The 22681-nt window shown below is 54.1% G+C and carries 21 protein-coding genes; 20 read left to right on the forward strand and 1 reads right to left on the reverse strand.

What is annotated here, in order from left to right; genetic code table 11:
* The first annotated feature begins 178 nt into the window (after positions 1-178).
* Entirely contained in the window at positions 179-1675 is a 1497-nt protein-coding gene (ravA, locus tag AC4IC4_RS22825) for an ATPase RavA (RefSeq protein WP_248166062.1), read from the forward strand.
* Complete coding sequence (viaA, locus tag AC4IC4_RS22830; RefSeq protein ID WP_032648593.1) at positions 1669-3120, forward strand: ATPase RavA stimulator ViaA; 1452 nt, start codon at positions 1669-1671, stop codon at positions 3118-3120. Before ravA ends, viaA begins: the two co-directional genes overlap by 7 nt.
* Here viaA and asnA read toward each other — a convergent pair whose 3' ends face one another.
* Positions 3121-4113 carry an aspartate--ammonia ligase gene (gene asnA, locus AC4IC4_RS22835; RefSeq protein WP_491471929.1) on the reverse strand — a complete coding sequence of 331 codons (993 nt, stop codon included), beginning with the start codon at positions 4111-4113 and terminating at the stop codon, positions 3121-3123.
* 151 nt (positions 4114-4264) lie between these two features.
* On the opposite strand from asnA, the gene asnC reads away from it, so the two are divergent.
* From asnC to pstA, 18 genes are all read left to right on the forward strand, one after another.
* Positions 4265-4723 carry a transcriptional regulator AsnC gene (gene asnC, locus AC4IC4_RS22840; RefSeq protein ID WP_024907891.1) on the forward strand — a complete coding sequence of 153 codons (459 nt, stop codon included), beginning with the start codon at positions 4265-4267 and terminating at the stop codon, positions 4721-4723.
* Positions 4724-4813: 90 nt separating this feature from the next.
* Positions 4814-5263, forward strand: a complete 450-nt coding sequence (gene mioC / locus AC4IC4_RS22845) for an FMN-binding protein MioC (protein ID WP_061716267.1) — start codon at positions 4814-4816, stop codon at positions 5261-5263.
* Between the two features lie 374 nt (positions 5264-5637).
* Positions 5638-7527, forward strand: a complete 1890-nt coding sequence (gene mnmG, locus AC4IC4_RS22850) for a tRNA uridine-5-carboxymethylaminomethyl(34) synthesis enzyme MnmG (protein WP_023333918.1) — start codon at positions 5638-5640, stop codon at positions 7525-7527.
* 107 nt (positions 7528-7634) lie between these two features.
* Positions 7635-8258 carry a 16S rRNA (guanine(527)-N(7))-methyltransferase RsmG gene (rsmG, locus tag AC4IC4_RS22855; RefSeq protein ID WP_024907888.1) on the forward strand — a complete coding sequence of 208 codons (624 nt, stop codon included), beginning with the start codon at positions 7635-7637 and terminating at the stop codon, positions 8256-8258.
* Between the two features lie 616 nt (positions 8259-8874).
* On the forward strand, positions 8875-9255 hold the full coding sequence (gene atpI / locus AC4IC4_RS22860; RefSeq protein WP_491471930.1) for a F0F1 ATP synthase subunit I: 381 nt from the start codon (positions 8875-8877) through the stop codon (positions 9253-9255).
* Positions 9256-9263: 8 nt separating this feature from the next.
* Positions 9264-10079: a F0F1 ATP synthase subunit A gene (gene atpB, locus AC4IC4_RS22865; protein WP_008500193.1), complete on the forward strand. Its 816-nt coding sequence runs from the start codon at positions 9264-9266 to the stop codon at positions 10077-10079.
* Between the two features lie 49 nt (positions 10080-10128).
* Positions 10129-10368, forward strand: a complete 240-nt coding sequence (gene atpE / locus AC4IC4_RS22870; protein ID WP_000429386.1) for a F0F1 ATP synthase subunit C — start codon at positions 10129-10131, stop codon at positions 10366-10368.
* 48 nt (positions 10369-10416) lie between these two features.
* A complete protein-coding gene (gene atpF, locus AC4IC4_RS22875) occupies positions 10417-10887 on the forward strand; it encodes a F0F1 ATP synthase subunit B (protein WP_014072436.1) in 471 nt (156 codons plus the stop codon).
* A gap of 14 nt (positions 10888-10901) precedes the next feature.
* Positions 10902-11435 carry a F0F1 ATP synthase subunit delta gene (gene atpH / locus AC4IC4_RS22880; protein WP_024907887.1) on the forward strand — a complete coding sequence of 178 codons (534 nt, stop codon included), beginning with the start codon at positions 10902-10904 and terminating at the stop codon, positions 11433-11435.
* A gap of 12 nt (positions 11436-11447) precedes the next feature.
* Positions 11448-12989 carry a F0F1 ATP synthase subunit alpha gene (gene atpA, locus AC4IC4_RS22885; protein ID WP_006808751.1) on the forward strand — a complete coding sequence of 514 codons (1542 nt, stop codon included), beginning with the start codon at positions 11448-11450 and terminating at the stop codon, positions 12987-12989.
* 51 nt (positions 12990-13040) lie between these two features.
* Positions 13041-13904, forward strand: a complete 864-nt coding sequence (gene atpG / locus AC4IC4_RS22890) for a F0F1 ATP synthase subunit gamma (RefSeq protein WP_024907886.1) — start codon at positions 13041-13043, stop codon at positions 13902-13904.
* 31 nt (positions 13905-13935) lie between these two features.
* Positions 13936-15318 carry a F0F1 ATP synthase subunit beta gene (gene atpD / locus AC4IC4_RS22895; protein ID WP_006177559.1) on the forward strand — a complete coding sequence of 461 codons (1383 nt, stop codon included), beginning with the start codon at positions 13936-13938 and terminating at the stop codon, positions 15316-15318.
* Positions 15319-15338: 20 nt separating this feature from the next.
* Positions 15339-15758, forward strand: a complete 420-nt coding sequence (locus tag AC4IC4_RS22900) for a F0F1 ATP synthase subunit epsilon (protein WP_006177560.1) — start codon at positions 15339-15341, stop codon at positions 15756-15758.
* Positions 15759-15896: 138 nt separating this feature from the next.
* On the forward strand, positions 15897-17267 hold the full coding sequence (gene glmU, locus AC4IC4_RS22905; protein WP_491471931.1) for a bifunctional UDP-N-acetylglucosamine diphosphorylase/glucosamine-1-phosphate N-acetyltransferase GlmU: 1371 nt from the start codon (positions 15897-15899) through the stop codon (positions 17265-17267).
* Positions 17268-17491: 224 nt separating this feature from the next.
* The gene (glmS, locus tag AC4IC4_RS22910) at positions 17492-19321 is read left to right on the forward strand and encodes a glutamine--fructose-6-phosphate transaminase (isomerizing) (protein ID WP_048990817.1); all 1830 of its coding nucleotides are present in this window, start codon (positions 17492-17494) and stop codon (positions 19319-19321) included.
* Between the two features lie 321 nt (positions 19322-19642).
* The gene (gene pstS / locus AC4IC4_RS22915; protein ID WP_024907884.1) at positions 19643-20683 is read left to right on the forward strand and encodes a phosphate ABC transporter substrate-binding protein PstS; all 1041 of its coding nucleotides are present in this window, start codon (positions 19643-19645) and stop codon (positions 20681-20683) included.
* A gap of 128 nt (positions 20684-20811) precedes the next feature.
* On the forward strand, positions 20812-21771 hold the full coding sequence (gene pstC, locus AC4IC4_RS22920; protein ID WP_024907883.1) for a phosphate ABC transporter permease PstC: 960 nt from the start codon (positions 20812-20814) through the stop codon (positions 21769-21771).
* The gene (pstA, locus tag AC4IC4_RS22925) at positions 21771-22661 is read left to right on the forward strand and encodes a phosphate ABC transporter permease PstA (RefSeq protein ID WP_024907882.1); all 891 of its coding nucleotides are present in this window, start codon (positions 21771-21773) and stop codon (positions 22659-22661) included. Before pstC ends, pstA begins: the two co-directional genes overlap by 1 nt.
* The last annotated feature ends 20 nt before the right edge of the window (positions 22662-22681 follow it).

The following is a 22681-nucleotide window of genomic DNA, read 5'->3' on the forward strand; positions in this document are numbered from 1 at the left end:
TGGCCCACAAAAAGCGCACAGTATGCACGATTCATTGCAAAATCGTACCCCTAAATGCAACCGCATTAATGTAGCGCAAAGAAAATTGCGCCGCACTTCAGTCTATTACCAGCCCTGACTGAAACGTCTATACTCGCTTCAATTGGCCGCCACGACGGCGAAAGGATGCAAAACTATTATGGCTCACTCACATTTATTAGCAGAAAGAATTTCCCGCCTCAGCAGCGCGCTGGAGAAAGGCCTTTTCGAGCGTAGCCACGCCATTCGCCTCTGTTTACTGGCGGCGCTGAGCGGTGAAAGCGTGTTTTTGCTGGGACCGCCGGGCATTGCCAAAAGCCTGATTGCCCGCAGGCTAAAATTTGCTTTTCAGAATGCCCGCGCCTTCGAATATCTCATGACCCGCTTTTCCACCCCGGAAGAAGTGTTTGGCCCCCTCTCTATTCAGGCGCTGAAAGATGAAGGGCGCTATGAGCGTTTGACGGCGGGGTATCTGCCTGAAGCTGAGATTGTCTTTCTCGATGAGATCTGGAAAGCGGGACCGGCCATTCTTAACACCCTGCTCACGGCGATAAACGAACGTCGGTTCCGCAACGGCGCCAGTGAAGAGAAAATCCCGATGCGCCTGCTGGTGGCCGCCTCTAACGAACTGCCCGAGGCCGACAGCAGTCTGGAAGCGCTGTATGACCGTATGCTCATCCGCCTGTGGCTGGACAAAGTGCAGGACAAATCAAACTTCCGCTCCATGCTGGTGAGTCAGCAGGATGAGAGTGAAAACCCGGTATCCGCTTCGCTGCAGGTGACGGATGAGGAGTATTACCAGTGGCAGCAGGATATCAGCAAAGTCAAACTGCCTGACGCCGTATTCGAGCTGATCTATCTGCTGCGTCAGCAGCTTGATCTCCTCCCTTCTGCACCCTATGTCTCCGATCGTCGCTGGAAAAAAGCGATCCGCCTCCTGCAGGCCAGCGCCCTGTTTAGCGGCCGCGATGCCGTTGCCCCCATCGATCTGATCCTGCTGAAAGATTGCCTCTGGCACGACGCGGAAGGCATGAATCTGATGCAGCAGCAGCTTGACGTTTTGATGACCGGACACGCCTGGGGGCAGCAGGCGATGCTCAACCAGCTGGGGGCGATTGCCCAGCGGCGCATCCAGCTCCAGCAGCAGCAAAGTGATAAAACCGCTCTGAAAGTGAATCGCCTTGGAGGCATGTTCGCCCGCAAGCCGCACTATGAGCTTCCTGCCGATCTGACTGGTACAACGCTCACGCTGCTGCTCCAGCAGCCGCTCAAACTGCATGATATGCAGGTGGTACACATTACGATCGAGCGCGAGGCGCTGGCGCAGTGGCTGGATAAGGGGGGAGAGATCCGCGGCAAGCTCAACGGCATCGGCTTCGCGCAACCGCTGAATATGGAAGTGGACAGCAGCCAGCATCTGGTGATCCGCGACGTCAGCCTGCAGGGATCGCGTCTGGCGCTGCCGGGCACCGCCTCGGACAGCGTACCGGAAGAGATTAAGCAGCAGTTGGAAGCGCTGGATACCGAATGGCACCAGCAGCATACCCGCTTTAGCGAGCAGCAAAAGTGCCTCTTTATTCATAGCGACTGGTTAGGCCGCATTGAAGCCAGCCTGCAGGACGTCAGCGCGCAGATCAAACAGGCGCGTCAATGCTAACCCTGGACACGCTCAACGTCATGCTGGCCGTCAGCGAGGAGGGGTTGATCGAAGAGGTGGTCATAACACTTCTGGCGTCACCGCAGCTGGCAGCCTTCTTTGAAAAATTTCCGAAGCTCAAAAAGGCGATGACGGACGATCTTCCGCGCTGGCGCGAAAATTTGCGTCAGCGGTTCAGGGAGACCGAAGTTCCGCCTGAGTTAACGGAAGAGGTGGCGTGTTATCAGCAGTGCCAGCGGCTCTCCACGCCGCAGTTTATCGTTCAGCTACCGCAAACCCTGACGTTGCTCGACAAGGTCCACTCCCCGTTTGCCAGCCAGGCCCGGGGGCTGGTCACGGATAACGCCACTTTTACCCCGGCACTGCACACCCTCTTCTTACAGCGTTGGCGCCTCAGCCTGGTGGTGCAGGCCACGACGCTAAACCAGCAGTTGCTGGATGAAGAGCGCGAACAACTGCTCAGTGAAGTTCAGGAACGAATGACCCTGAGCGGCCAGTTAGAACAGGTGCTGGTGGAGAATGAAAACGCCGCTGGGCGTCTCTGGGATATGAGCGCAGGCCAGCTCAGGCGCGGGGACTATCAGCTGATCGTCAAATACGGCGATTTTCTGACGCAGCAGCCCGAGCTGATGAAGCTTGCAGAACAGCTGGGACGCTCAAGAGAGGCAAAGTCAGTTCCAAAGAAAGACGCCCCGATGGAAACCTTCCGCACCCTGGTGCGTGAACCGGCCACCGTACCGGAGCAGGTCGACGGGCTCCAGCAGAGCGATGATATTTTGCGTCTGCTGCCCACGGAGCTGAGCACGCTGGGGATGACCGAGCTGGAGTATGAGTTTTACCGTCGGCTGGTAGAAAAACAGCTCCTCACCTACCGGCTGCACGGCGAAGCCTGGCGAGAGAAAATCAGCCAGCGGCCGGTCGTTCATCAGGATTTTGATGAACAGCCGCGCGGGCCCTTCATCGTTTGCGTGGATACGTCCGGATCGATGGGCGGGTTTAACGAGCAGTGTGCAAAAGCCTTTTGTCTGGCGCTGATGCGCGTGGCGCTCGCCGATCGCCGTCGCTGCTTCATCATGCTGTTCTCCAGCGAAGTCGTGGGCTATGAGCTGACGAACCAGCAGGGGATCGAGCAGGCAATCCGCTTCCTGAGCCAGCGTTTTCGCGGCGGCACGGATTTGGCCAGCTGCTTTCGCAGCATTGTGGAGCGTATGCAGGGCGGCGACTGGTACGACGCCGACGCGGTGGTGATTTCCGATTTTATTGCCCAGCGGCTGCCGGATGACGTGGTGAATAAGGTGAAGGAGTTACAGCGGGTGCATCAGCACCGTTTTCATGCGGTGGCGATGTCCGCCCATGGAAAACCCGGCATCATGCGCATCTTCGATCATATCTGGCGCTTTGATACCGGGTTGCGTAGCCGCCTGCTCAGACGCTGGCAGCGTTAATTACAGAAGAGAGCCGACGCTTTCACGTACCTGCTGCGGCCAGACGCCACACTGAACCTGACCGATATGGGGCAATTGCAGCAGCAGCATGGTCAGACGGGACTGGCCGATACCGCCGCCAATCGTCTGCGGCATTTCACCGCGCAGCAGCGCCTGGTGCCACTCGAGCTTGAGACGATCTTCATCTCCGGTGACTGCCAGCTGGCGCTTCAGCGCGTCAGCATCCACGCGGATCCCCATAGAAGAAAGCTCGAATGCGTCTTCCAGTACCGGGTTCCAGACCAGAATATCGCCGTTCAGCCCGGCAAACTCGCCCTCACCGGCAGTGCTCCAGTCATCATAATCCGGCGCGCGAACGTCGTGGCGTTTGCCATCAGACAGTTTGCCGCCGATCCCAATCAGAAATACCGCGCCCAGCTCTTTAGCAATCGCACGTTCACGGCCTTTGGCATCCAGATCCGGGAAGCGGGCCAGCAATTCCTGGCTGTGCACAAAGTGGATCGTATCCGGCAGGAACGGTACCAGACCAAACTCTTTGCTCACGGCCGCTTCGGTCGCTTTGATCCCGGCGTAGATCGCCTCAACGGTGGATTTCAGCGTGCCGACGTGGCGCTCGCCGTCACCCATTACGCGCTCCCAGTCCCACTGGTCAACACAGACAGAGTGAATTGGGGTGAGGCGGTCTTCATCGGGGCGAAGGGCTTTCATGTGCGTGTAGAGCCCTTCGCCCGCGCTGAAGTCGTGTTGCCCCAGGGTTTGACGCTTCCACTTCGCCAGTGAATGAACCACTTCGAACTGGGCGTCTGGCAGTGTTTTCACTTTCACCTGTACCGCTTTTTCGCATCCAGACAAGTTATCCTGGGTCCCGTCACCCACGCGGCTCAGAATCGGCGCCTGGACTTCAATTAGCCCAAGTTTATCTTCCAGCTGGCGGGAAAAATGGGATTTAACGAAACTGATCTGGCGTTGTTTTGCGATGTAAGCGGTTTTCATTATTTATACTCCTGCGTCCTGTTGATATTGATTAAGCAACAGAAATGGCATCACATTCAATAACTCATCAACAAAAAGCCACCTTCACTTTTGATTCGATAAAATTAAACGCTAGAATAGAGTGATTCATTAATCTTCATAAGAAAAAGCTATGGAAAATTATCAGATCGACAATCTCGACCGCGGCATTCTGGAGGCGTTAATGGCCAATGCCCGTACCGCCTACGCCGAACTGGCGAAACAGTTTGGCGTCAGCCCGGGAACCATTCACGTTCGAGTAGAGAAAATGAAGCAGGCGGGGATCATTACCGGCGCACGCATTGACGTCAGTCCTAAACATCTGGGTTACGACGTCTGCTGCTTCATTGGCATCATTCTTAAAAGCGCCAAAGACTATCCTTCCGCCCTGGCGAGACTAAACGCACTGGATGAAGTCACCGAGGCGTATTACACCACCGGGCACTACAGCATCTTTATTAAAGTCATGTGCCGATCCATCGACGCCCTTCAGCAGGTACTTATCAACAAGATCCAAACAATCGATGAAATTCAGTCCACCGAGACCCTGATCTCCCTGCAAAACCCGATCATGCGTACCATCCGCCCGTGATCGGGCAAATTCATTCCCACATTTTCCACAGGTAGATCCCAGCTCGTTCACAGCGTACAATGGCCGTCTCTTTATCCAGGCGAGCGATCAATGGCGGACATTACCCTTATCAGCGGCAGCACCCTTGGTGGTGCGGAATACGTAGCGGAACATCTGGCTGAAAAGCTGGAAGATGCGGGCTTTTCCACGGAAACCCTGCACGGCCCGTTGCTGGAAGATCTCCCGACTGACGGGGTCTGGCTGCTGATCACCTCTACGCACGGCGCGGGCGATCTGCCGGATAACCTGCAACCTTTATATGACGAACTGCTGGAACAGCAACCCGACCTGTCAGACGTCCGTTTTGGCGCAGTGGGGATCGGCAGTCGCGAATATGACACCTTTTGCGGGGCAATAGAGAAAGTCGAAGCCGCTGTCACCTCCTGCGGAGCAAAACAGCTGGGTGAAACGCTCAAGATCAACATCCTCGATCATGACATTCCGGAGGATCCAGCCGAGATCTGGCTCGCGGAATGGAAAAATTTACTCAAAAACGATTAAAGATCGCGCGAACAGATGTGGATAACTCTGGTTAAAAGCTCGTATTAACCCGTAGTTATCCAAAGAACAACCGTAGCGTCGTTTTTGTCCTGTGCATAAGGTCGCGATCTGATCCCAGCTTATACGGTCCAGGATCACCGATCATTCACAGCAAACGATCCTTTCTAACTGCATGATCTTCTTTATGAGATCGGACTTATCCACACAGGTTCGCGATCCTAATAAGAGATCACAATAGAACAGATCTCTAAATAAAAAGATCTTCTTTTTAATAGCCCAGGATCCCAATGCTTTCTCGAAAGACTAAAGTTGAGTAGAATCCACGGCCCGGGCTTCAATCCATTTTCATACCGCTTTACGCGAGGCAGACCACCATGTTTTATCAGGATCCTTTTGACGTCATCATCATTGGCGGGGGTCACGCAGGCACTGAGGCCGCAATGGCCGCAGCGCGAATGGGTCAGCAGACCCTGCTTTTGACACACAATATCGACACGCTGGGACAAATGTCCTGTAATCCGGCGATTGGCGGCATTGGGAAAGGACACCTGGTAAAAGAAGTGGATGCACTTGGCGGCCTGATGGCAAAAGCGATCGATCAGGCTGGCATCCAGTTTAGGATACTAAACGCGAGTAAAGGCCCCGCTGTTCGTGCGACCCGTGCTCAGGCAGACCGCGTACTTTACCGTCAGGCGGTGCGTACCGCCCTGGAGAACCAGCCGAACCTGATGATCTTCCAGCAGGCGGTTGAAGATCTTATCGTTGAGAACGATCGCGTCGTGGGTGCCGTGACCCAGATGGGCCTCAAATTCCGCGCAAAAGCCGTGGTGCTGACCGTGGGCACATTCCTGGACGGTAAAATTCATATCGGTCTGGATAACTACAGTGGTGGCCGTGCCGGCGATCCGCCGTCTATTCCACTGTCTCGTCGTCTGCGCGAACTGCCGCTGCGCGTTAGCCGCCTGAAAACAGGCACGCCGCCGCGTATTGATGCGCGCACCATTGATTTCAGCGTGCTGGCGCAACAGCACGGTGATAACCCAATGCCGGTCTTCTCGTTCATGGGCAATGCGGCACAGCATCCGCAGCAGGTACCGTGCTACATCACGCATACCAACGAGAAAACCCATGACGTGATCCGCAATAACCTCGATCGTAGCCCCATGTATGCTGGCGTGATCGAAGGGATCGGTCCACGCTACTGTCCGTCGATCGAAGACAAAGTGATGCGCTTTGCCGATCGTAACCAGCACCAGATCTTCCTGGAGCCGGAAGGGCTGACCTCGAACGAAATTTACCCGAACGGCATCTCCACCAGCCTGCCGTTTGATGTGCAGATGCAAATTGTTCGCTCAATGCAGGGGATGGAGAATGCGAAAATCGTTCGCCCTGGCTACGCTATTGAGTACGATTTCTTCGATCCGCGTGACCTGAAGCCAACCCTGGAAAGCAAATTCATCCACGGTCTGTTCTTCGCGGGTCAGATTAACGGCACCACCGGCTACGAAGAAGCGGCTGCACAGGGTCTGCTTGCCGGTCTGAACGCCGCGCGCTTCTCTGCTGAGAAAGAGGGCTGGGCACCAGGCCGTTCTCAGGCGTATCTGGGCGTGCTGGTTGACGATCTCTGCACGCTGGGTACCAAAGAACCGTACCGTATGTTTACCTCTCGTGCGGAATATCGCCTGATGCTGCGTGAAGATAACGCCGACCTGCGTCTGACCGAAATGGGCCGTGAACTCGGTCTGGTCGATGACGAACGCTGGGCTCGCTTCAACGAGAAGCTGGAACGCATTGAACAGGAACGTCAGCGCCTGAAAACCACCTGGGTGAATCCGCAGGCGGAAACTGCTGCCGAAGTAAACGCTCACTTAACAGCGCCGCTGTCGCGCGAGGCCAGCGGGGAAGATCTGCTGCGCCGTCCTGAAGTCACCTACGAGAACCTGGTCAAACTGACCGCGTTCGCGCCGGGCCTGGAAGACGCTGAAGCGGCAGAGCAGGTTGAGATCCAGGTGAAGTACGAAGGTTACATCGCGCGTCAGCAGGATGAGATCGAAAAACAGCAGCGTAACGAAAACACGCTGCTGCCGGAAATGCTGGACTACCGCCAGGTGACGGGTCTTTCTAACGAAGTGATCGCCAAGCTGAACGATCACAAACCGGTGTCGATCGGTCAGGCGTCCCGCATCTCGGGGGTTACCCCTGCGGCGATTTCGATCCTGCTGGTCTGGCTGAAAAAGCAAGGTATGTTGCGCCGCAGCGCGTAATTGACATTGCTTTTGGCGGGTGGCGCTTCGCTTACCCGCCCTACTTATTCGTAGGCCCGATAAGCGGCAGCGCCACCGGGCGAAAAATCTCTAAACAGGTATTCACCGTGCTCAACAAACTCTCTCGTCTGCTGGATCAGGCAGGTATTTCGCTCACCGATCACCAGAAAAATCAGCTGGTGGCCTATGTCGATATGCTGAACAAATGGAACAAAGCGTACAACCTGACGTCTGTTCGCGACCCCAACGAGATGCTCGTTCGCCATATACTCGATAGCATCGTGGTTGCCCCATGGTTGAAAGGTGAGCGTTTCATCGACGTGGGTACGGGTCCAGGTTTACCGGGCGTTCCGCTGTCGATTGTTCGCCCTGAGAGCCATTTCACGCTGCTGGACAGCCTTGGCAAGCGCGTGCGCTTTTTACGTCAGGTACAGCATGAGCTGAAGCTTGAGAACATCACGCCCGTGCAGAGCAGGGTAGAGGAATTCCCGGCAGAGCCGCCGTTTGACGGGGTTATCAGCCGCGCGTTTGCTTCGCTCAATGACATGGTGAGCTGGTGTAAGCACTTGCCTGCGGAGAACGGCCGCTTTTATGCGCTGAAAGGACAGTTGCCAGGCGATGAGATTGAACAGCTTCCAGACGGTTTTGCTGTCGAGTCTATTGAGAAATTACAGATTCCTCAGCTCGAAGGTGAACGTCATCTGGTGATAATTAAGCCAAACAATTTTTAAAAAATTAATAAAAAATGTGGAATTCGTGCTGTTCTTATCATGTTAAAAAACAGCACAACTACCGGGGTTTTATCGGGGAGCTTTTAACCTCTGCTTCACTAAGGTTTTTCTTCCGGTTAACGTAGCGCCTATTATTCACCTAGAAGATAGTCATCTGTGAAAATATAAGTCTGCTAAAAGTGGAAGGCAGTAACCAGAACGTAATGTTAATTATTTATTAAGAATGTCAATAAAAGGTTTTTATTGTGTACTGGGCTGTTTTGAAAATAGTTGCGACATTTTGTGTTTAATTTCATAAAGATAAATTTTCGCGATTTGCGCCTTTGATAAATACAACCTTATCGCAAATGTGTGTTTTGTGATCTCGTGCACGCTTTATCGACAACGTTTTCGCGCTGTTTGCAGTTTTGGTCAAAGGTTGACGCTTTCAGCGAAAGTTAAAAAATAGCGGTGGGGAAAAATATTTAAACATTTATTCACCTTTTCGCTACTTAATGTTTGAAATCACGGGTGCGCACCGTATAATTTGACCGCTTTTTGATGCTTGACTCTGAGCCTTAAAGGACGTTTTATACGACACGCGGCATACCTCGAAGGGAGCAGGAGTAAAAACGTGATGTCTGTGTCGCTCTTGAGTAGAAACGTTGCTCGTAAGCTTCTGTTCGTTCAGTTTCTGGCTGTGATAGCAAGTGGACTGCTGTTTAGCCTCAAAGACCCCTTCTGGGGCATCTCCGCCGTGTGCGGGGGTTTGGCGGTTGTGCTGCCAAACGTGTTGTTTATGATTTTTGCCTGGCGTCATCAGGCGCATACACCCGCCAAAGGCCGCGTGGCCTGGTCCTTCGCCCTCGGCGAAGTGTGTAAGGTGTTGCTGACCTTTGCTCTACTGGTGATGGCGCTGGCGGTTTTGAAAGTGGTCTTCATGCCGCTGATAGCAACGTGTGTTTTGGTGCTGGTGGTACAAGTTCTGGCTCCAGCTGTAATCAATAACAAAGGGTAAAAGGCATCATGGCTTCAGAAAATATGACGCCGCAGGATTACATAGGTCACCATCTGAATAACCTTCAGCTGGACCTGCGTACATTCTCGCTGGTGGATCCACATAACCCCCCGGCCACCTTCTGGACGATCAACATCGACTCCATGTTCTTCTCGGTGGTTTTGGGTCTTCTGTTCCTGGCCATGTTCCGCGGTGTTGCTAAACGAGCGACCAGCGGTGTACCAGGGAAATTCCAGACCTTCATCGAAATGATCATCGGCTTCGTCCATGGCAGCGTCAAAGACATGTACCATGGCAAGAGCAAGCTGATTGCTCCGCTGGCGCTGACCGTGTTCGTTTGGGTCTTCCTGATGAACCTGATGGACCTGCTGCCAATCGATCTGCTGCCGTTTATCGGCGAGCACATCTTCGGCCTGCCTGCACTGCGTGTTGTACCGTCTGCGGACGTGAACATCACCCTGTCGATGGCGCTGGGCGTGTTTATCCTGATTCTTTTCTACAGCATCAAAATGAAAGGCGTAAGCGGCTTTGTGAAAGAGCTTACCTTGCAGCCGTTCAACCACTGGGCGTTTATTCCGGTCAACCTGATCCTGGAAGGCGTTAGCCTGCTGTCCAAACCTGTTTCACTGGGTCTGCGACTGTTCGGCAACATGTATGCGGGTGAGCTGATTTTCATTCTGATCGCGGGTCTTCTGCCGTGGTGGTCACAGTGGGTTCTGAATGTGCCGTGGGCCATTTTCCACATCCTGATCATTACGCTGCAAGCCTTTATCTTCATGGTTCTGACGATCGTCTATCTGTCGATGGCGTCTGAAGAGCACTGATTTTTTACCAACACTACTACGTTTTAATTGAAACAAACTGGAGACTGTCATGGAAAACCTGAATATGGATCTGCTGTACATGGCTGCCGCTGTGATGATGGGTCTGGCGGCTATCGGTGCTGCGATCGGTATCGGCATCCTCGGGGGCAAATTCCTGGAAGGCGCAGCGCGTCAACCTGATCTGATTCCTCTGCTGCGTACTCAGTTCTTTATCGTTATGGGTCTGGTGGATGCTATCCCAATGATCGCTGTAGGTCTGGGTCTGTACGTGATGTTTGCTGTCGCGTAGTAGTAGTTTTAAAACCCTAAGCCACAGAAATTAAAGAGGTATTGTGCTGTGAACATGAACGCAACAATCCTCGGCCAGGCCATCGCGTTTATTCTCTTTGTCTGGTTCTGCATGAAGTATGTATGGCCGCCTTTAATGGCTGCCATCGAAAAACGTCAGAAAGAAATTGCTGACGGTCTGGCTTCTGCAGAACGCGCTAAGAAAGATTTGGACCTTGCACAGGCCAACGCGACAGACCAGCTGAAAAAAGCGAAAGCGGAAGCTCAGGTAATCATCGAACAGGCTAACAAACGCCGTTCGCAGATCCTGGACGAAGCCAAAGCTGAAGCAGAACAGGAACGTACTAAGATCGTGACACAGGCTCAGGCAGAAATTGATGCTGAGCGTAAACGTGCTCGTGAAGAACTGCGTAAGCAGGTTGCGATTCTGGCTGTTGCTGGCGCCGAGAAGATCATCGAACGTTCCGTGGATGAAGCTGCTAACAGCGACATCGTGGACAAACTTGTCGCTGAACTGTAAGGAGGGAGGGGCTGATGTCTGAATTTGTTACGGTAGCTCGCCCCTACGCCAAAGCAGCTTTTGACTTTGCTGTCGAACACCACAATGTCGATCGCTGGCAGGATATGCTGGCGTTTGCCGCTGAGGTGACGAAAAACGAACAAATGGCTGAGTTGCTTTCCGGTGCGTTAGCACCTGAAACTCTCGCCGCGTCGTTTATCGCCGTGTGCGGAGAGCAACTGGATGCCAACGGCCAGAACCTGATTAAGGTGATGGCAGAAAATGGTCGTCTCCGTGTGCTCCCGGATGTTCTCGAGCAGTTTGAGCACTTACGTGCCCTTAGTGAAGCAACCGCTGAAGTTGAAGTGACTTCTGCGACTGAACTGAGTAACGAACAGCTTGCGAAAATCACCGCCGCGATGGAAAAACGTCTGTCACGCAAAGTTAAGCTGAATTGCAAAATCGATAAGTCTGTAATGGCAGGCGTAATCATCCGCTCGGGTGATATGGTCATTGATGGCAGCGTACGCGGCCGTCTTGAACGCCTTGCAGACGTCTTGCAGTCTTAAGGGGACTGGAGCATGCAACTGAATTCCACCGAAATCAGCGAACTGATCAAGCAGCGCATTGCTCAGTTCAGTGTTGTGAGTGAAGCTCACAACGAAGGTACTATTGTTTCTGTAAGTGACGGTGTTATCCGCATCCACGGCCTGGCCGATTGTATGCAGGGTGAAATGATTTCCCTGCCGGGTAACCGTTACGCTATCGCACTGAACCTGGAGCGCGACTCCGTTGGTGCAGTTGTGATGGGTCCATACGCTGACCTCGCCGAAGGCATGAAGGTTAAGTGTACTGGCCGTATTCTGGAAGTACCGGTTGGCCGTGGCCTGCTGGGTCGCGTTGTTAACACCCTGGGTGCGCCAATCGACGGTAAAGGTCCGGTTGAGCACGATGGCTTCTCCCCAATCGAAGTTATCGCACCAGGCGTTATCGACCGTCAGTCCGTAGATCAGCCTGTTCAGACAGGTTATAAGTCCGTTGATGCCATGATTCCAATCGGTCGTGGTCAGCGTGAACTGATCATCGGTGACCGTCAGACCGGTAAAACCGCGATGGCTATCGACGCCATCATCAACCAGCGTGACTCCGGCATCAAATGCGTGTACGTGGCCATCGGCCAGAAAGCGTCCACCATTTCTAACGTGGTTCGTAAACTGGAAGAGCACGGCGCACTGTCTAACACCATCGTTGTGGTAGCAACTGCGTCTGAATCTGCTGCACTGCAATACCTGGCGCCATACGCCGGTTGCGCAATGGGCGAATACTTCCGTGACCGCGGTGAAGATGCACTGATCGTATACGATGACCTGTCTAAACAGGCTGTTGCTTATCGTCAGGTTTCCCTGCTGCTCCGTCGTCCACCTGGACGTGAAGCGTTCCCTGGCGACGTATTCTACCTCCACTCTCGTCTGCTGGAGCGTGCTTCCCGCGTTAACGCGGAATACGTCGAGAACTTCACCAAAGGTGAAGTGAAGGGTAAAACGGGCTCTCTGACCGCTCTGCCGATCATTGAAACCCAGGCGGGTGACGTTTCTGCGTTCGTTCCGACCAACGTAATCTCCATTACCGATGGTCAGATCTTCCTGGAAACCAACCTGTTTAACTCCGGTATTCGTCCGGCGGTTAACCCGGGTATCTCCGTATCCCGTGTTGGTGGTGCTGCTCAGACCAAGATCATCAAGAAACTGTCCGGTGGTATCCGTACCGCGCTGGCACAGTATCGTGAACTGGCTGCGTTCTCTCAGTTCGCATCCGATCTGGACGAAGCAACCCGTAAACAGCTGAGCCATGGTCAGAAAGTGACCGAGCTGCTGAAGCAGAAACAGTACGCACCAATGTCTGTTGCTCAGCAGGGCCTGGTACTGTTCGCGGCTGAACGCGGTTACCTCGAAGATGTGGAACTGGCGAAAATCGGTAGCTTCGAAGCCGCTCTGCTGGCTTACGTCGACCGTGATCACGCTCCGCTGATGCAAGAGATCAACCAGACCGGTGGCTATAACGACGAAATCGAAGGCAAGCTGAAAGCTATCCTCGATTCCTTCAAAGCAACCCAATCCTGGTAATCGTCCGGCGGCTTGTCTCAGGACAAGCCGCCTGGCATTGAGGAGAAGCTCATGGCCGGCGCAAAAGAGATACGTAGTAAGATCGCAAGCGTCCAGAACACGCAAAAGATCACTAAAGCGATGGAGATGGTCGCCGCTTCCAAAATGCGTAAATCGCAGGATCGCATGGCGGCCAGCCGTCCTTATGCAGAAACCATGCGCAAAGTGATTGGTCACCTTGCAAACGGTAATCTGGAATATAAGCACCCTTACCTGGAAGAACGCGACGTTAAGCGCGTGGGCTACCTGGTGGTGTCGACCGACCGTGGTCTGTGTGGCGGCTTGAACATTAACCTGTTCAAAAAACTGCTGGCGGATATGAAAGCATGGTCTGAAAAAGGCGTTCAGTGCGATATCGCAATGATCGGCTCTAAAGGCGTCTCTTTCTTTAACTCCGTTGGTGGCAACATTGTCGCTCAGGTGACCGGTATGGGTGATAACCCGTCCCTGTCCGAACTGATCGGCCCGGTTAAAGTGATGTTGCAGGCTTATGATGAAGGCCGTCTGGACAGACTGTACGTTGTCAGCAACAAATTCATTAACACCATGTCTCAGGTTCCAACGCTCACGCAGATGCTGCCGTTACCGGCATCAGAAGATGGCGAGCTGAAGCAAAAAACCTGGGATTACCTGTATGAACCCGATCCGAAACCGCTGCTGGATACCCTGCTGCGTCGTTACGTTGAATCTCAGGTTTATCAGGGCGTTGTAGAAAACCTGGCCAGCGAGCAGGCCGCACGAATGGTGGCGATGAAAGCCGCGACCGATAATGGCGGCAGCCTGATTAAAGAGCTGCAGTTGGTTTACAACAAAGCTCGTCAGGCCAGCATTACTCAGGAACTCACCGAGATCGTCTCGGGGGCCGCCGCGGTTTAACCAGGTTTACGAATTACGTAGAGGATTCAAGATGGCTACTGGAAAGATTGTCCAGGTAATCGGCGCCGTGGTGGACGTCGAGTTCCCTCAGGACGCCGTACCACGCGTGTACGACGCGCTTGAGGTACAGAATGGTAACGAGAGCCTGGTGCTGGAAGTTCAGCAGCAGCTCGGCGGCGGTATCGTGCGTACCATCGCGATGGGTTCTTCCGACGGTCTGCGTCGTGGTCTGGAAGTAAAAGACCTTGAGCACCCGATCGAAGTCCCGGTAGGTAAAGCAACACTGGGTCGTATCATGAACGTATTGGGTCAGCCAATCGACATGAAAGGCGACATCGGTGAAGAAGAGCGTTGGGCTATCCACCGTGCGGCACCTTCCTACGAAGAGCTGTCCAGCTCTCAGGAACTGCTGGAAACCGGTATCAAAGTTATCGACCTGATGTGTCCGTTCGCGAAGGGCGGTAAAGTCGGTCTGTTCGGTGGTGCGGGTGTAGGTAAAACCGTAAACATGATGGAGCTGATCCGTAACATCGCGATCGAGCACTCCGGTTACTCTGTGTTTGCGGGCGTAGGTGAACGTACTCGTGAGGGTAACGACTTCTACCACGAAATGACCGACTCCAACGTTCTGGACAAAGTATCCCTGGTTTACGGCCAGATGAACGAGCCACCTGGAAACCGTCTGCGCGTTGCGCTGACCGGTCTGACTATGGCTGAGAAATTCCGTGACGAAGGCCGTGACGTTCTGCTGTTCGTTGATAACATCTATCGTTACACCCTGGCCGGTACGGAAGTATCTGCACTGCTGGGTCGTATGCCTTCAGCGGTAGGTTATCAGCCTACGCTGGCGGAAGAGATGGGTGTTCTTCAGGAACGTATCACCTCTACCAAAACCGGTTCTATCACCTCCGTTCAGGCGGTATACGTACCTGCGGATGACTTGACTGACCCATCACCAGCCACCACCTTTGCGCACTTAGATGCAACCGTGGTACTGAGCCGTCAGATCGCGTCTCTGGGTATCTACCCGGCCGTTGACCCGCTGGACTCCACCAGCCGTCAGCTGGATCCACTGGTTGTTGGTCAGGAACACTACGACACCGCGCGTGGCGTACAGTCCCTGCTGCAGCGTTACCAGGAACTGAAAGACATCATCGCCATCCTGGGTATGGATGAACTGTCTGAAGAAGACAAACTGGTGGTAGCACGTGCGCGTAAGATCCAGCGCTTCCTGTCCCAGCCATTCTTCGTTGCGGAAGTATTCACCGGTTCTCCGGGTAAATACGTTTCCCTGAAAGACACCATCCGTGGCTTTAAAGGCATCATGGAAGGCGAATACGATCACCTGCCGGAGCAGGCGTTCTACATGGTTGGTTCCATCGACGAAGCCGTGGAAAAAGCCAAAAAACTTTAACGCCTTAATCGGAGGGTGATATGGCAATGACTTACCACCTGGACGTCGTCAGCGCAGAGCAACAAATGTTCTCTGGTCTGGTCGAGAAAATCCAGGTAACGGGTAGTGAAGGTGAACTGGGTATCTTCCCGGGTCACGCACCGCTGCTCACCGCCATTAAGCCTGGTATGATCCGCATCGTTAAACAGTTCGGTCACGAAGAGTTTATCTATCTGTCCGGCGGCATTCTTGAAGTGCAGCCAGGCAGTGTGACCGTTCTGGCCGATACCGCTATCCGTGGCCAGGATCTCGACGAAGCGCGAGCCCTGGAATCGAAGCGTAAGGCTGAAGAGCACATTAGTAGCTCTCATGGTGACGTGGATTACGCTCAGGCGTCTGCGGAGCTGGCCAAAGCGATCGCGAAACTGCGCGTTATCGAGTTGACCAAAAAAGCGATGTAACACCGGCTTGAAAAGCACAAAAGCCAGTCTGGATACCAGGCTGGCTTTTTTTTTCGGCCTTAATTCATGATGAAAAAGATGTAGAATTTTAAGCATCAAACGTTTTTACTTCTCACTCAAACTACCGTCAGGATGCGTATGTCAAACAGTGCGATGAGCGTGGTGATCCTTGCCGCAGGCAAAGGGACCCGCATGTATTCCGATCTGCCTAAGGTGCTCCACACGCTTGCAGGAAAGCCAATGGTGCAGCATGTCATTGATGCAGCGAATGAACTGGGTGCGAGTCAGGTCCACCTGGTCTACGGCCACGGCGGCGATCTGCTTAAAAAGACGCTGAGCGATGACAAGCTCAACTGGGTGCTTCAGGCCGAACAGTTGGGTACAGGCCATGCGATGCAGCAGGCAGCGCCTTTCTTTGCGGATGACGAAGACATTTTGATGCTCTACGGCGATGCCCCGCTGATCTCCGTTGAAACACTGACTCGCCTGCGTGCAGCCAAACCGCAGGGCGGCATCGGTTTGTTGACCGTCGTGCTGGACGATCCGAGCGGTTATGGCCGCATCACCCGTGAAAACGGTAACGTCACGGGTATTGTTGAGCATAAAGATGCCAGCGACGAACAGCGCCGGATTCAGGAGATCAACACCGGTATCCTGATTGCCAATGGCGCGGATATGAAGCGCTGGCTGTCCAAACTCAACAACAACAACGCGCAGGGTGAATACTACATCACCGACATCATTGCGATGGCGTACCACGAAGGGCGTGAAATTGCCGCCGTTCATCCGGCGCGCATCAGCGAAACGGACGGTGTGAACAACCGCCTGCAGCTTTCTCGTCTTGAGCGTATTTATCAGTCCGAGCAGGCTGAAAAACTGCTGCTGGCGGGCGTGATGCTGCGCGATCCGGCGCGTTTCGATCTGCGTGGTTCGTTATCTCACGGGCGTGACGTTGAGATTGATACTAACGTTATCCTCGAGGGTAACGTGACGCTGGGCAACCGCGTCAAAATTGGCACCGGCTGCGTGATTAAAAACAGCGTCATCGGTGACGACTGCGAAATCAGCCCGTACAGCGTGGTGGAAGATGCCCGTCTGGATGCCGCCTGTACCATCGGCCCGTTTGCGCGTCTGCGCCCGGGCGCTGAGCTGCTGGAAGGCGCTCACGTGGGTAACTTCGTGGAAATGAAAAAAGCGCGTCTGGGTAAAGGCTCAAAAGCCGGTCATCTGACCTATCTTGGCGACGCGGAAATTGGCAATAACGTGAATATTGGTGCAGGGACGATTACCTGTAACTATGACGGCGCGAATAAGTTTAAAACCATCATCGGTGATGACGTGTTCGTTGGCTCCGATACGCAGCTGGTGGCGCCTGTTACCGTGGGTAACGGGGTGACCATTGCCGCCGGAACAACCGTCACGCGCGATGTGGCCGAGAACGCGCTGGTGTTAAGCCGCGTTCCGCAGGTCAGCAAGCAGGGCTGGAAACGCCCGGTGAAGAAAAAGTAACAACAAGGCGGGTGGCGCTACGCTTACCCGCCCTACGATTGAGTAGGCCTGATAAGGCGTAGCCGTCATCAGGCAAACCCGGGTGAGGAGATAAATATATATTTCCCCCCACAAGCAGTACCCATAAAAATAACCCCACTCTCTACAAGGCTCGGGGCGCCCGGAAGGGCAAAAACAGGTCAGCGACAACGCAGGCATAATGCCTAAATTCGGAATCTAAAATTATGTGTGGAATTGTTGGCGCAGTTGCGCAGCGTGATATTGCTGAAATCCTTCTCGAAGGTTTACGTCGTCTGGAATACCGTGGTTACGACTCAGCCGGTCTGGCTGTCGTCGATGCAGAAGGCCATATGACCCGTCTGCGTCGTCTCGGTAAAGTGCAGATGCTGGCCCAGGCCGCGGAAGAACATCCGCTGCACGGTGGTACCGGTATTGCGCACACCCGCTGGGCGACGCACGGTGAACCGTCTGAAGGTAACGCGCACCCGCATGTGTCTGAACACATCGTGGTCGTGCACAACGGCATTATCGAAAACCACGAACCGCTGCGCGAAGAACTGAAAGCGCGCGGCTATACCTTCGTCTCTGAAACTGACACCGAAGTGATTGCTCACCTGGTGCACTGGGAGCTGGAGCAGGGCGGCACACTGCGTGATGCGGTGCTGCGTGCTATCCCTCAGCTGCGCGGTGCGTACGGTACGGTGATCATGGATTCCCGCGACCCGTCCACGCTGCTGGCCGCGCGTTCCGGTAGCCCGATGGTTATCGGTCTGGGCATGGGCGAAAACTTCATCGCTTCTGACCAGCTGGCGCTCCTGCCGGTTACCCGTCGCTTTATCTTCCTCGAAGAGGGTGATATCGCGGAAGTGACTCGCCGCAGCGTGACCGTGTTCGATACCAAAGGCGAGCAGGTGAAACGTCAGGAGATCGAATCGAATCTGCAGTACGACGCGGGCGATAAAGGCGCTTACCGTCACTACATGCAGAAAGAGATTTACGAGCAGCCAAACGCCATCAAAAACACCCTGACCGGGCGCATCAGCCACGGTGAAGTGGATCTGAGCGAGCTGGGCGCAAACGCGAACGAACTGCTCAGCAAGGTTGAGCACATTCAGATCGTGGCCTGCGGCACCTCCTACAACTCCGGTATGGTTTCTCGCTACTGGTTTGAATCCCTGGCGGGCGTGCCGTGCGATGTGGAAATCGCGTCTGAATTCCGCTATCGCAAATCTGCGGTGCGTCGTAACAGCCTGATGATCACCCTTTCCCAGTCTGGCGAAACGGCGGACACGCTGGCCGCGCTGCGTCTCTCTAAAGAGCTGGGTTACCTGGGCTCGCTGGCCATCTGTAACGTTCCTGGCTCTTCCCTGGTGCGTGAATCCGATCTGGCGCTGATGACCAAAGCAGGCACCGAAATCGGCGTTGCCTCCACCAAAGCGTTTACCACTCAGCTGACCGTTCTGCTGATGCTGGTGGCGAAGCTGGCGCGTCTGAAAGGCGAAGATGCTTCCGTTGAGCACGACATCGTTCACGGCCTGCAGGCGCTGCCGAGCCGCATTGAGCAGATGCTGTCTCAGGACAAACGCATTGAAGCGCTGGCGGAAGACTTCTCTGATAAACATCACGCCCTGTTCCTGGGTCGTGGCGATCAGTATCCGATTGCGCTGGAAGGCGCGCTGAAGCTGAAAGAGATCTCCTACATTCACGCTGAAGCCTATGCGGCAGGCGAGCTGAAACACGGCCCGCTGGCGCTGATTGACGCGGATATGCCGGTCATCGTTGTGGCACCAAACAACGAACTGCTGGAAAAACTGAAATCTAACATCGAAGAAGTCCGCGCCCGCGGTGGTGTCCTGTACGTCTTCGCCGACAAAGATGCCGGTTTTGTCAGCAATGACAACATGCACATCATCGAGATGCCGCATGTGGAAGAGGTGATTGCACCCATCTTCTATACCGTTCCGCTGCAGCTGCTGGCCTATCACGTTGCGCTGATCAAAGGCACCGACGTTGACCAGCCGCGTAACCTGGCGAAATCGGTTACCGTAGAATAATCCCTTCAGGCTCCACCTTCGGGTGGAGCTTTTTTATCCTGCCTGGTTTGTTTTTCATCAATCCTTTCTCATTTTTAATAATGACAATTTGTCATCTTCAGCTACTTTTTTCAGTGTCACATAAAGAAAATATTTCTGAAAACGTCTTGTCATAAATGTGGCTAACACATTGAAAAATAAATTTTCTTTTGCTGTTTTTTAAGTGAAATTTCCATTGTCATAAAACTGTCATAATTCGTACATTTATCTGTCACCTGTTTGTCCTATTTTGCTCATCGTAGCCACTAAACAACGATTTACGAAAATCTTGCAGGAGACATTATGAAAGTTATGCGTACCACTGTCGCAACTGTTGTCGCCGCGACCTTATCTCTGAGCGCGTTCTCTGTATTTGCAGAAGCAAGCCTGACTGGCGCTGGTGCAACCTTCCCTGCGCCGGTGTATGCCAAATGGGCGGATACCTACCAGAAAGAAACCGGTAACAAGGTTAACTATCAGGGTATCGGCTCCTCCGGTGGCGTTAAACAAATTACCGCGAACACGGTTGATTTCGGCGCGTCTGACGCTCCGCTGTCTGATGACAAACTGGCTCAGGAAGGCCTGTTCCAGTTCCCGACCGTGATCGGTGGCGTGGTCCTGGCCATCAACCTGCCGGGCGTGAAGTCGGGCGAGCTGGTGCTGGACGGTAAAACTCTGGGTGACATCTACCTGGGCAAAATCAAAAAATGGGATGACGAAGCGATCGCTAAACTCAACCCAGGCCTGAAGCTGCCTTCTCAGAACATCGCCGTGGTTCGCCGCGCGGATGGTTCCGGTACCTCTTTCGTGTTCACCAGCTACCTGGCAAAAGTGAACGAAGAGTGGAAATCTAAAGTCGGCTCCGGCTCTACCGTTAACTGGCCAACCGGTCTGGGCGGTAAAGGTAACGACGGTATCGCCGCGTTCGTACAGCGTCTGCCTGGCTCCATCGGCTACGTAGAGTATGCGTACGCGAAGCAGAACAACCTGTCCTACACCAAACTGGTTTCAGCCGACGGCAAACCGGTTAGCCCAACCGAAGAGAACTTTGCTAACGCAGCGAAAGGCGCTGACTGGAGCAAATCGTTCGCGCAGGATCTGACTAACCAGAAAGGCGAAGGTGCATGGCCAATCACCTCTACCACCTTCATCCTGGTTCACAAAGAGCAGAAGAAACCTGAGCAGGGCACCGAAGTGCTGAAGTTCTTCGACTGGGCATACAAAAACGGCGGCAAACAGGCTAACGCTCTGGATTACGCCACCCTGCCGGACAACGTGGTTGAGCAGATTCGCGCTGCATGGAAAACCAACGTGAAAGACAGCAGCGGTAAAGCGCTGTACTAACAGGATATATTTAACGAAGATGGCGGGTGGCGCTGCGCTTACCCGCCCTACGGTTTAAGCTGTAGGCCCGGTAAGCGTTAGCGCCACCGGGCATATTCGTAAAAACGTCTCAAACAGAAGAGTAATTTATGGCTGCAACCAAGCCTGCATTTAACCCTCCGGGTAAAAAAGGTGACATGATTTTCAGCGCGCTGGTTAAACTGGCTGCGCTGATTGTGCTATTGCTGCTGGGCGGCATTATCGTGTCTCTGATTTTCTCCTCATGGCCGAGCATCCAGAAATTCGGTTTCTCCTTCCTGTGGACCAAAGAGTGGGACGCGCCGAACGACATCTACGGTGCCCTGGTGCCGATTTACGGCACGCTGATGACCTCGTTCATCGCCCTTCTGATTGCGGTTCCGGTAAGCTTTGGTATTGCCCTGTTCCTGACGGAGCTGGCGCCGGGCTGGCTGCGGCGCCCGCTGGGTATTGCCATCGAACTGCTGGCGGCCATTCCAAGTATCGTCTACGGCATGTGGGGTCTGTTCATCTTTGCACCGCTGTTCGCCACATACTTCCAGGAACCGGTCGGTAACGTTCTTTCTGCCATTCCGTTTGTGGGGGCCCTGTTCTCTGGCCCGGCTTTCGGTATTGGCATTCTGGCGGCAGGTGTGATCCTCGCCATCATGATTATTCCGTACATTGCGGCGGTTATGCGCGATGTCTTCGAACAAACGCCGGTGATGATGAAAGAGTCGGCCTACGGTATCGGCTGCACCACCTGGGAAGTGATCTGGCGCATCGTCCTTCCGTTCACCAAAAATGGGGTGATCGGGGGCGTGATGCTGGGCTTAGGTCGTGCGCTGGGTGAAACCATGGCGGTTACCTTTATCATCGGTAACACCTACCAGCTCGACAGCGCGTCGCTCTACATGCCGGGTAACAGTATTACCTCGGCGCTGGCGAATGAATTTGCGGAAGCGGAATCGGGGCTGCACGTGGCGGCGCTGATGGAGCTGGGTCTGATTCTGTTCGTTATCACCTTCATTGTTCTGGCGATTTCCAAGCTGATGATTATGCGCCTCGCTAAAAATGAGGGGGCACGCTAATGGCTACTCTCGAAATGCAAGCTACCGCTGAACTGGCGGAATCTCGCCGTAAAATGCAGGCCAGACGCCGCATGAAAAACCGCATTGCCCTGACGCTCTCTATGGCGACGATGGCATTCGGCCTGTTCTGGCTGGTCTGGATCCTCTTCTCGACGGTTGTTCGCGGAATTGACGGAATGTCACTGTCGCTGTTCACCGAAATGACGCCGCCGCCGAACACGGCGGGGGGTGGCCTGGCGAATGCCCTGGCGGGCAGCGGACTGCTGATCCTCTGGGCGACGGTCTTCGGCACACCGCTGGGCATCATGGCGGGCATCTACCTGGCAGAATACGGCCGTAAATCCTGGCTGGCGGAAGTCATTCGCTTCATCAACGACATTCTGCTTTCTGCACCGTCTATCGTCGTGGGTCTGTTTGTATACACCGTCGTGGTGGCGCAGATGGAACACTTCTCCGGCTGGGCGGGTGTGATTGCACTGGCGCTGCTGCAGGTGCCGATTGTGATTCGAACCACCGAGAACATGCTGAAACTGGTGCCGGACAGCCTGCGTGAAGCGGCTTATGCGCTGGGTACGCCGAAATGGAAGATGATCTCGGCGATTACGCTGAAGGCATCGGTCTCTGGGATCATGACCGGTATCCTGCTGGCGGTTGCGCGTATCGCGGGTGAAACGGCGCCGCTGCTGTTTACGTCCCTCTCCAATCAGTTCTGGAGCACGGACATGATGCAGCCGATCGCCAACCTGCCGGTGACGATCTTTAAATTTGCGATGAGCCCCTTCGCGGAATGGCAGCAGCTGGCCTGGGCCGGGGTGCTGATCATTACCCTTTGCGTACTGTTGCTGAACATTCTGGCGCGCGTCATTTTCGCGAAGAAGAAACACGGTTAATTTTTTACGGCGCGGCAGCT

The organism is Enterobacter sp. Taxon_2 (assembly GCF_058355295.1).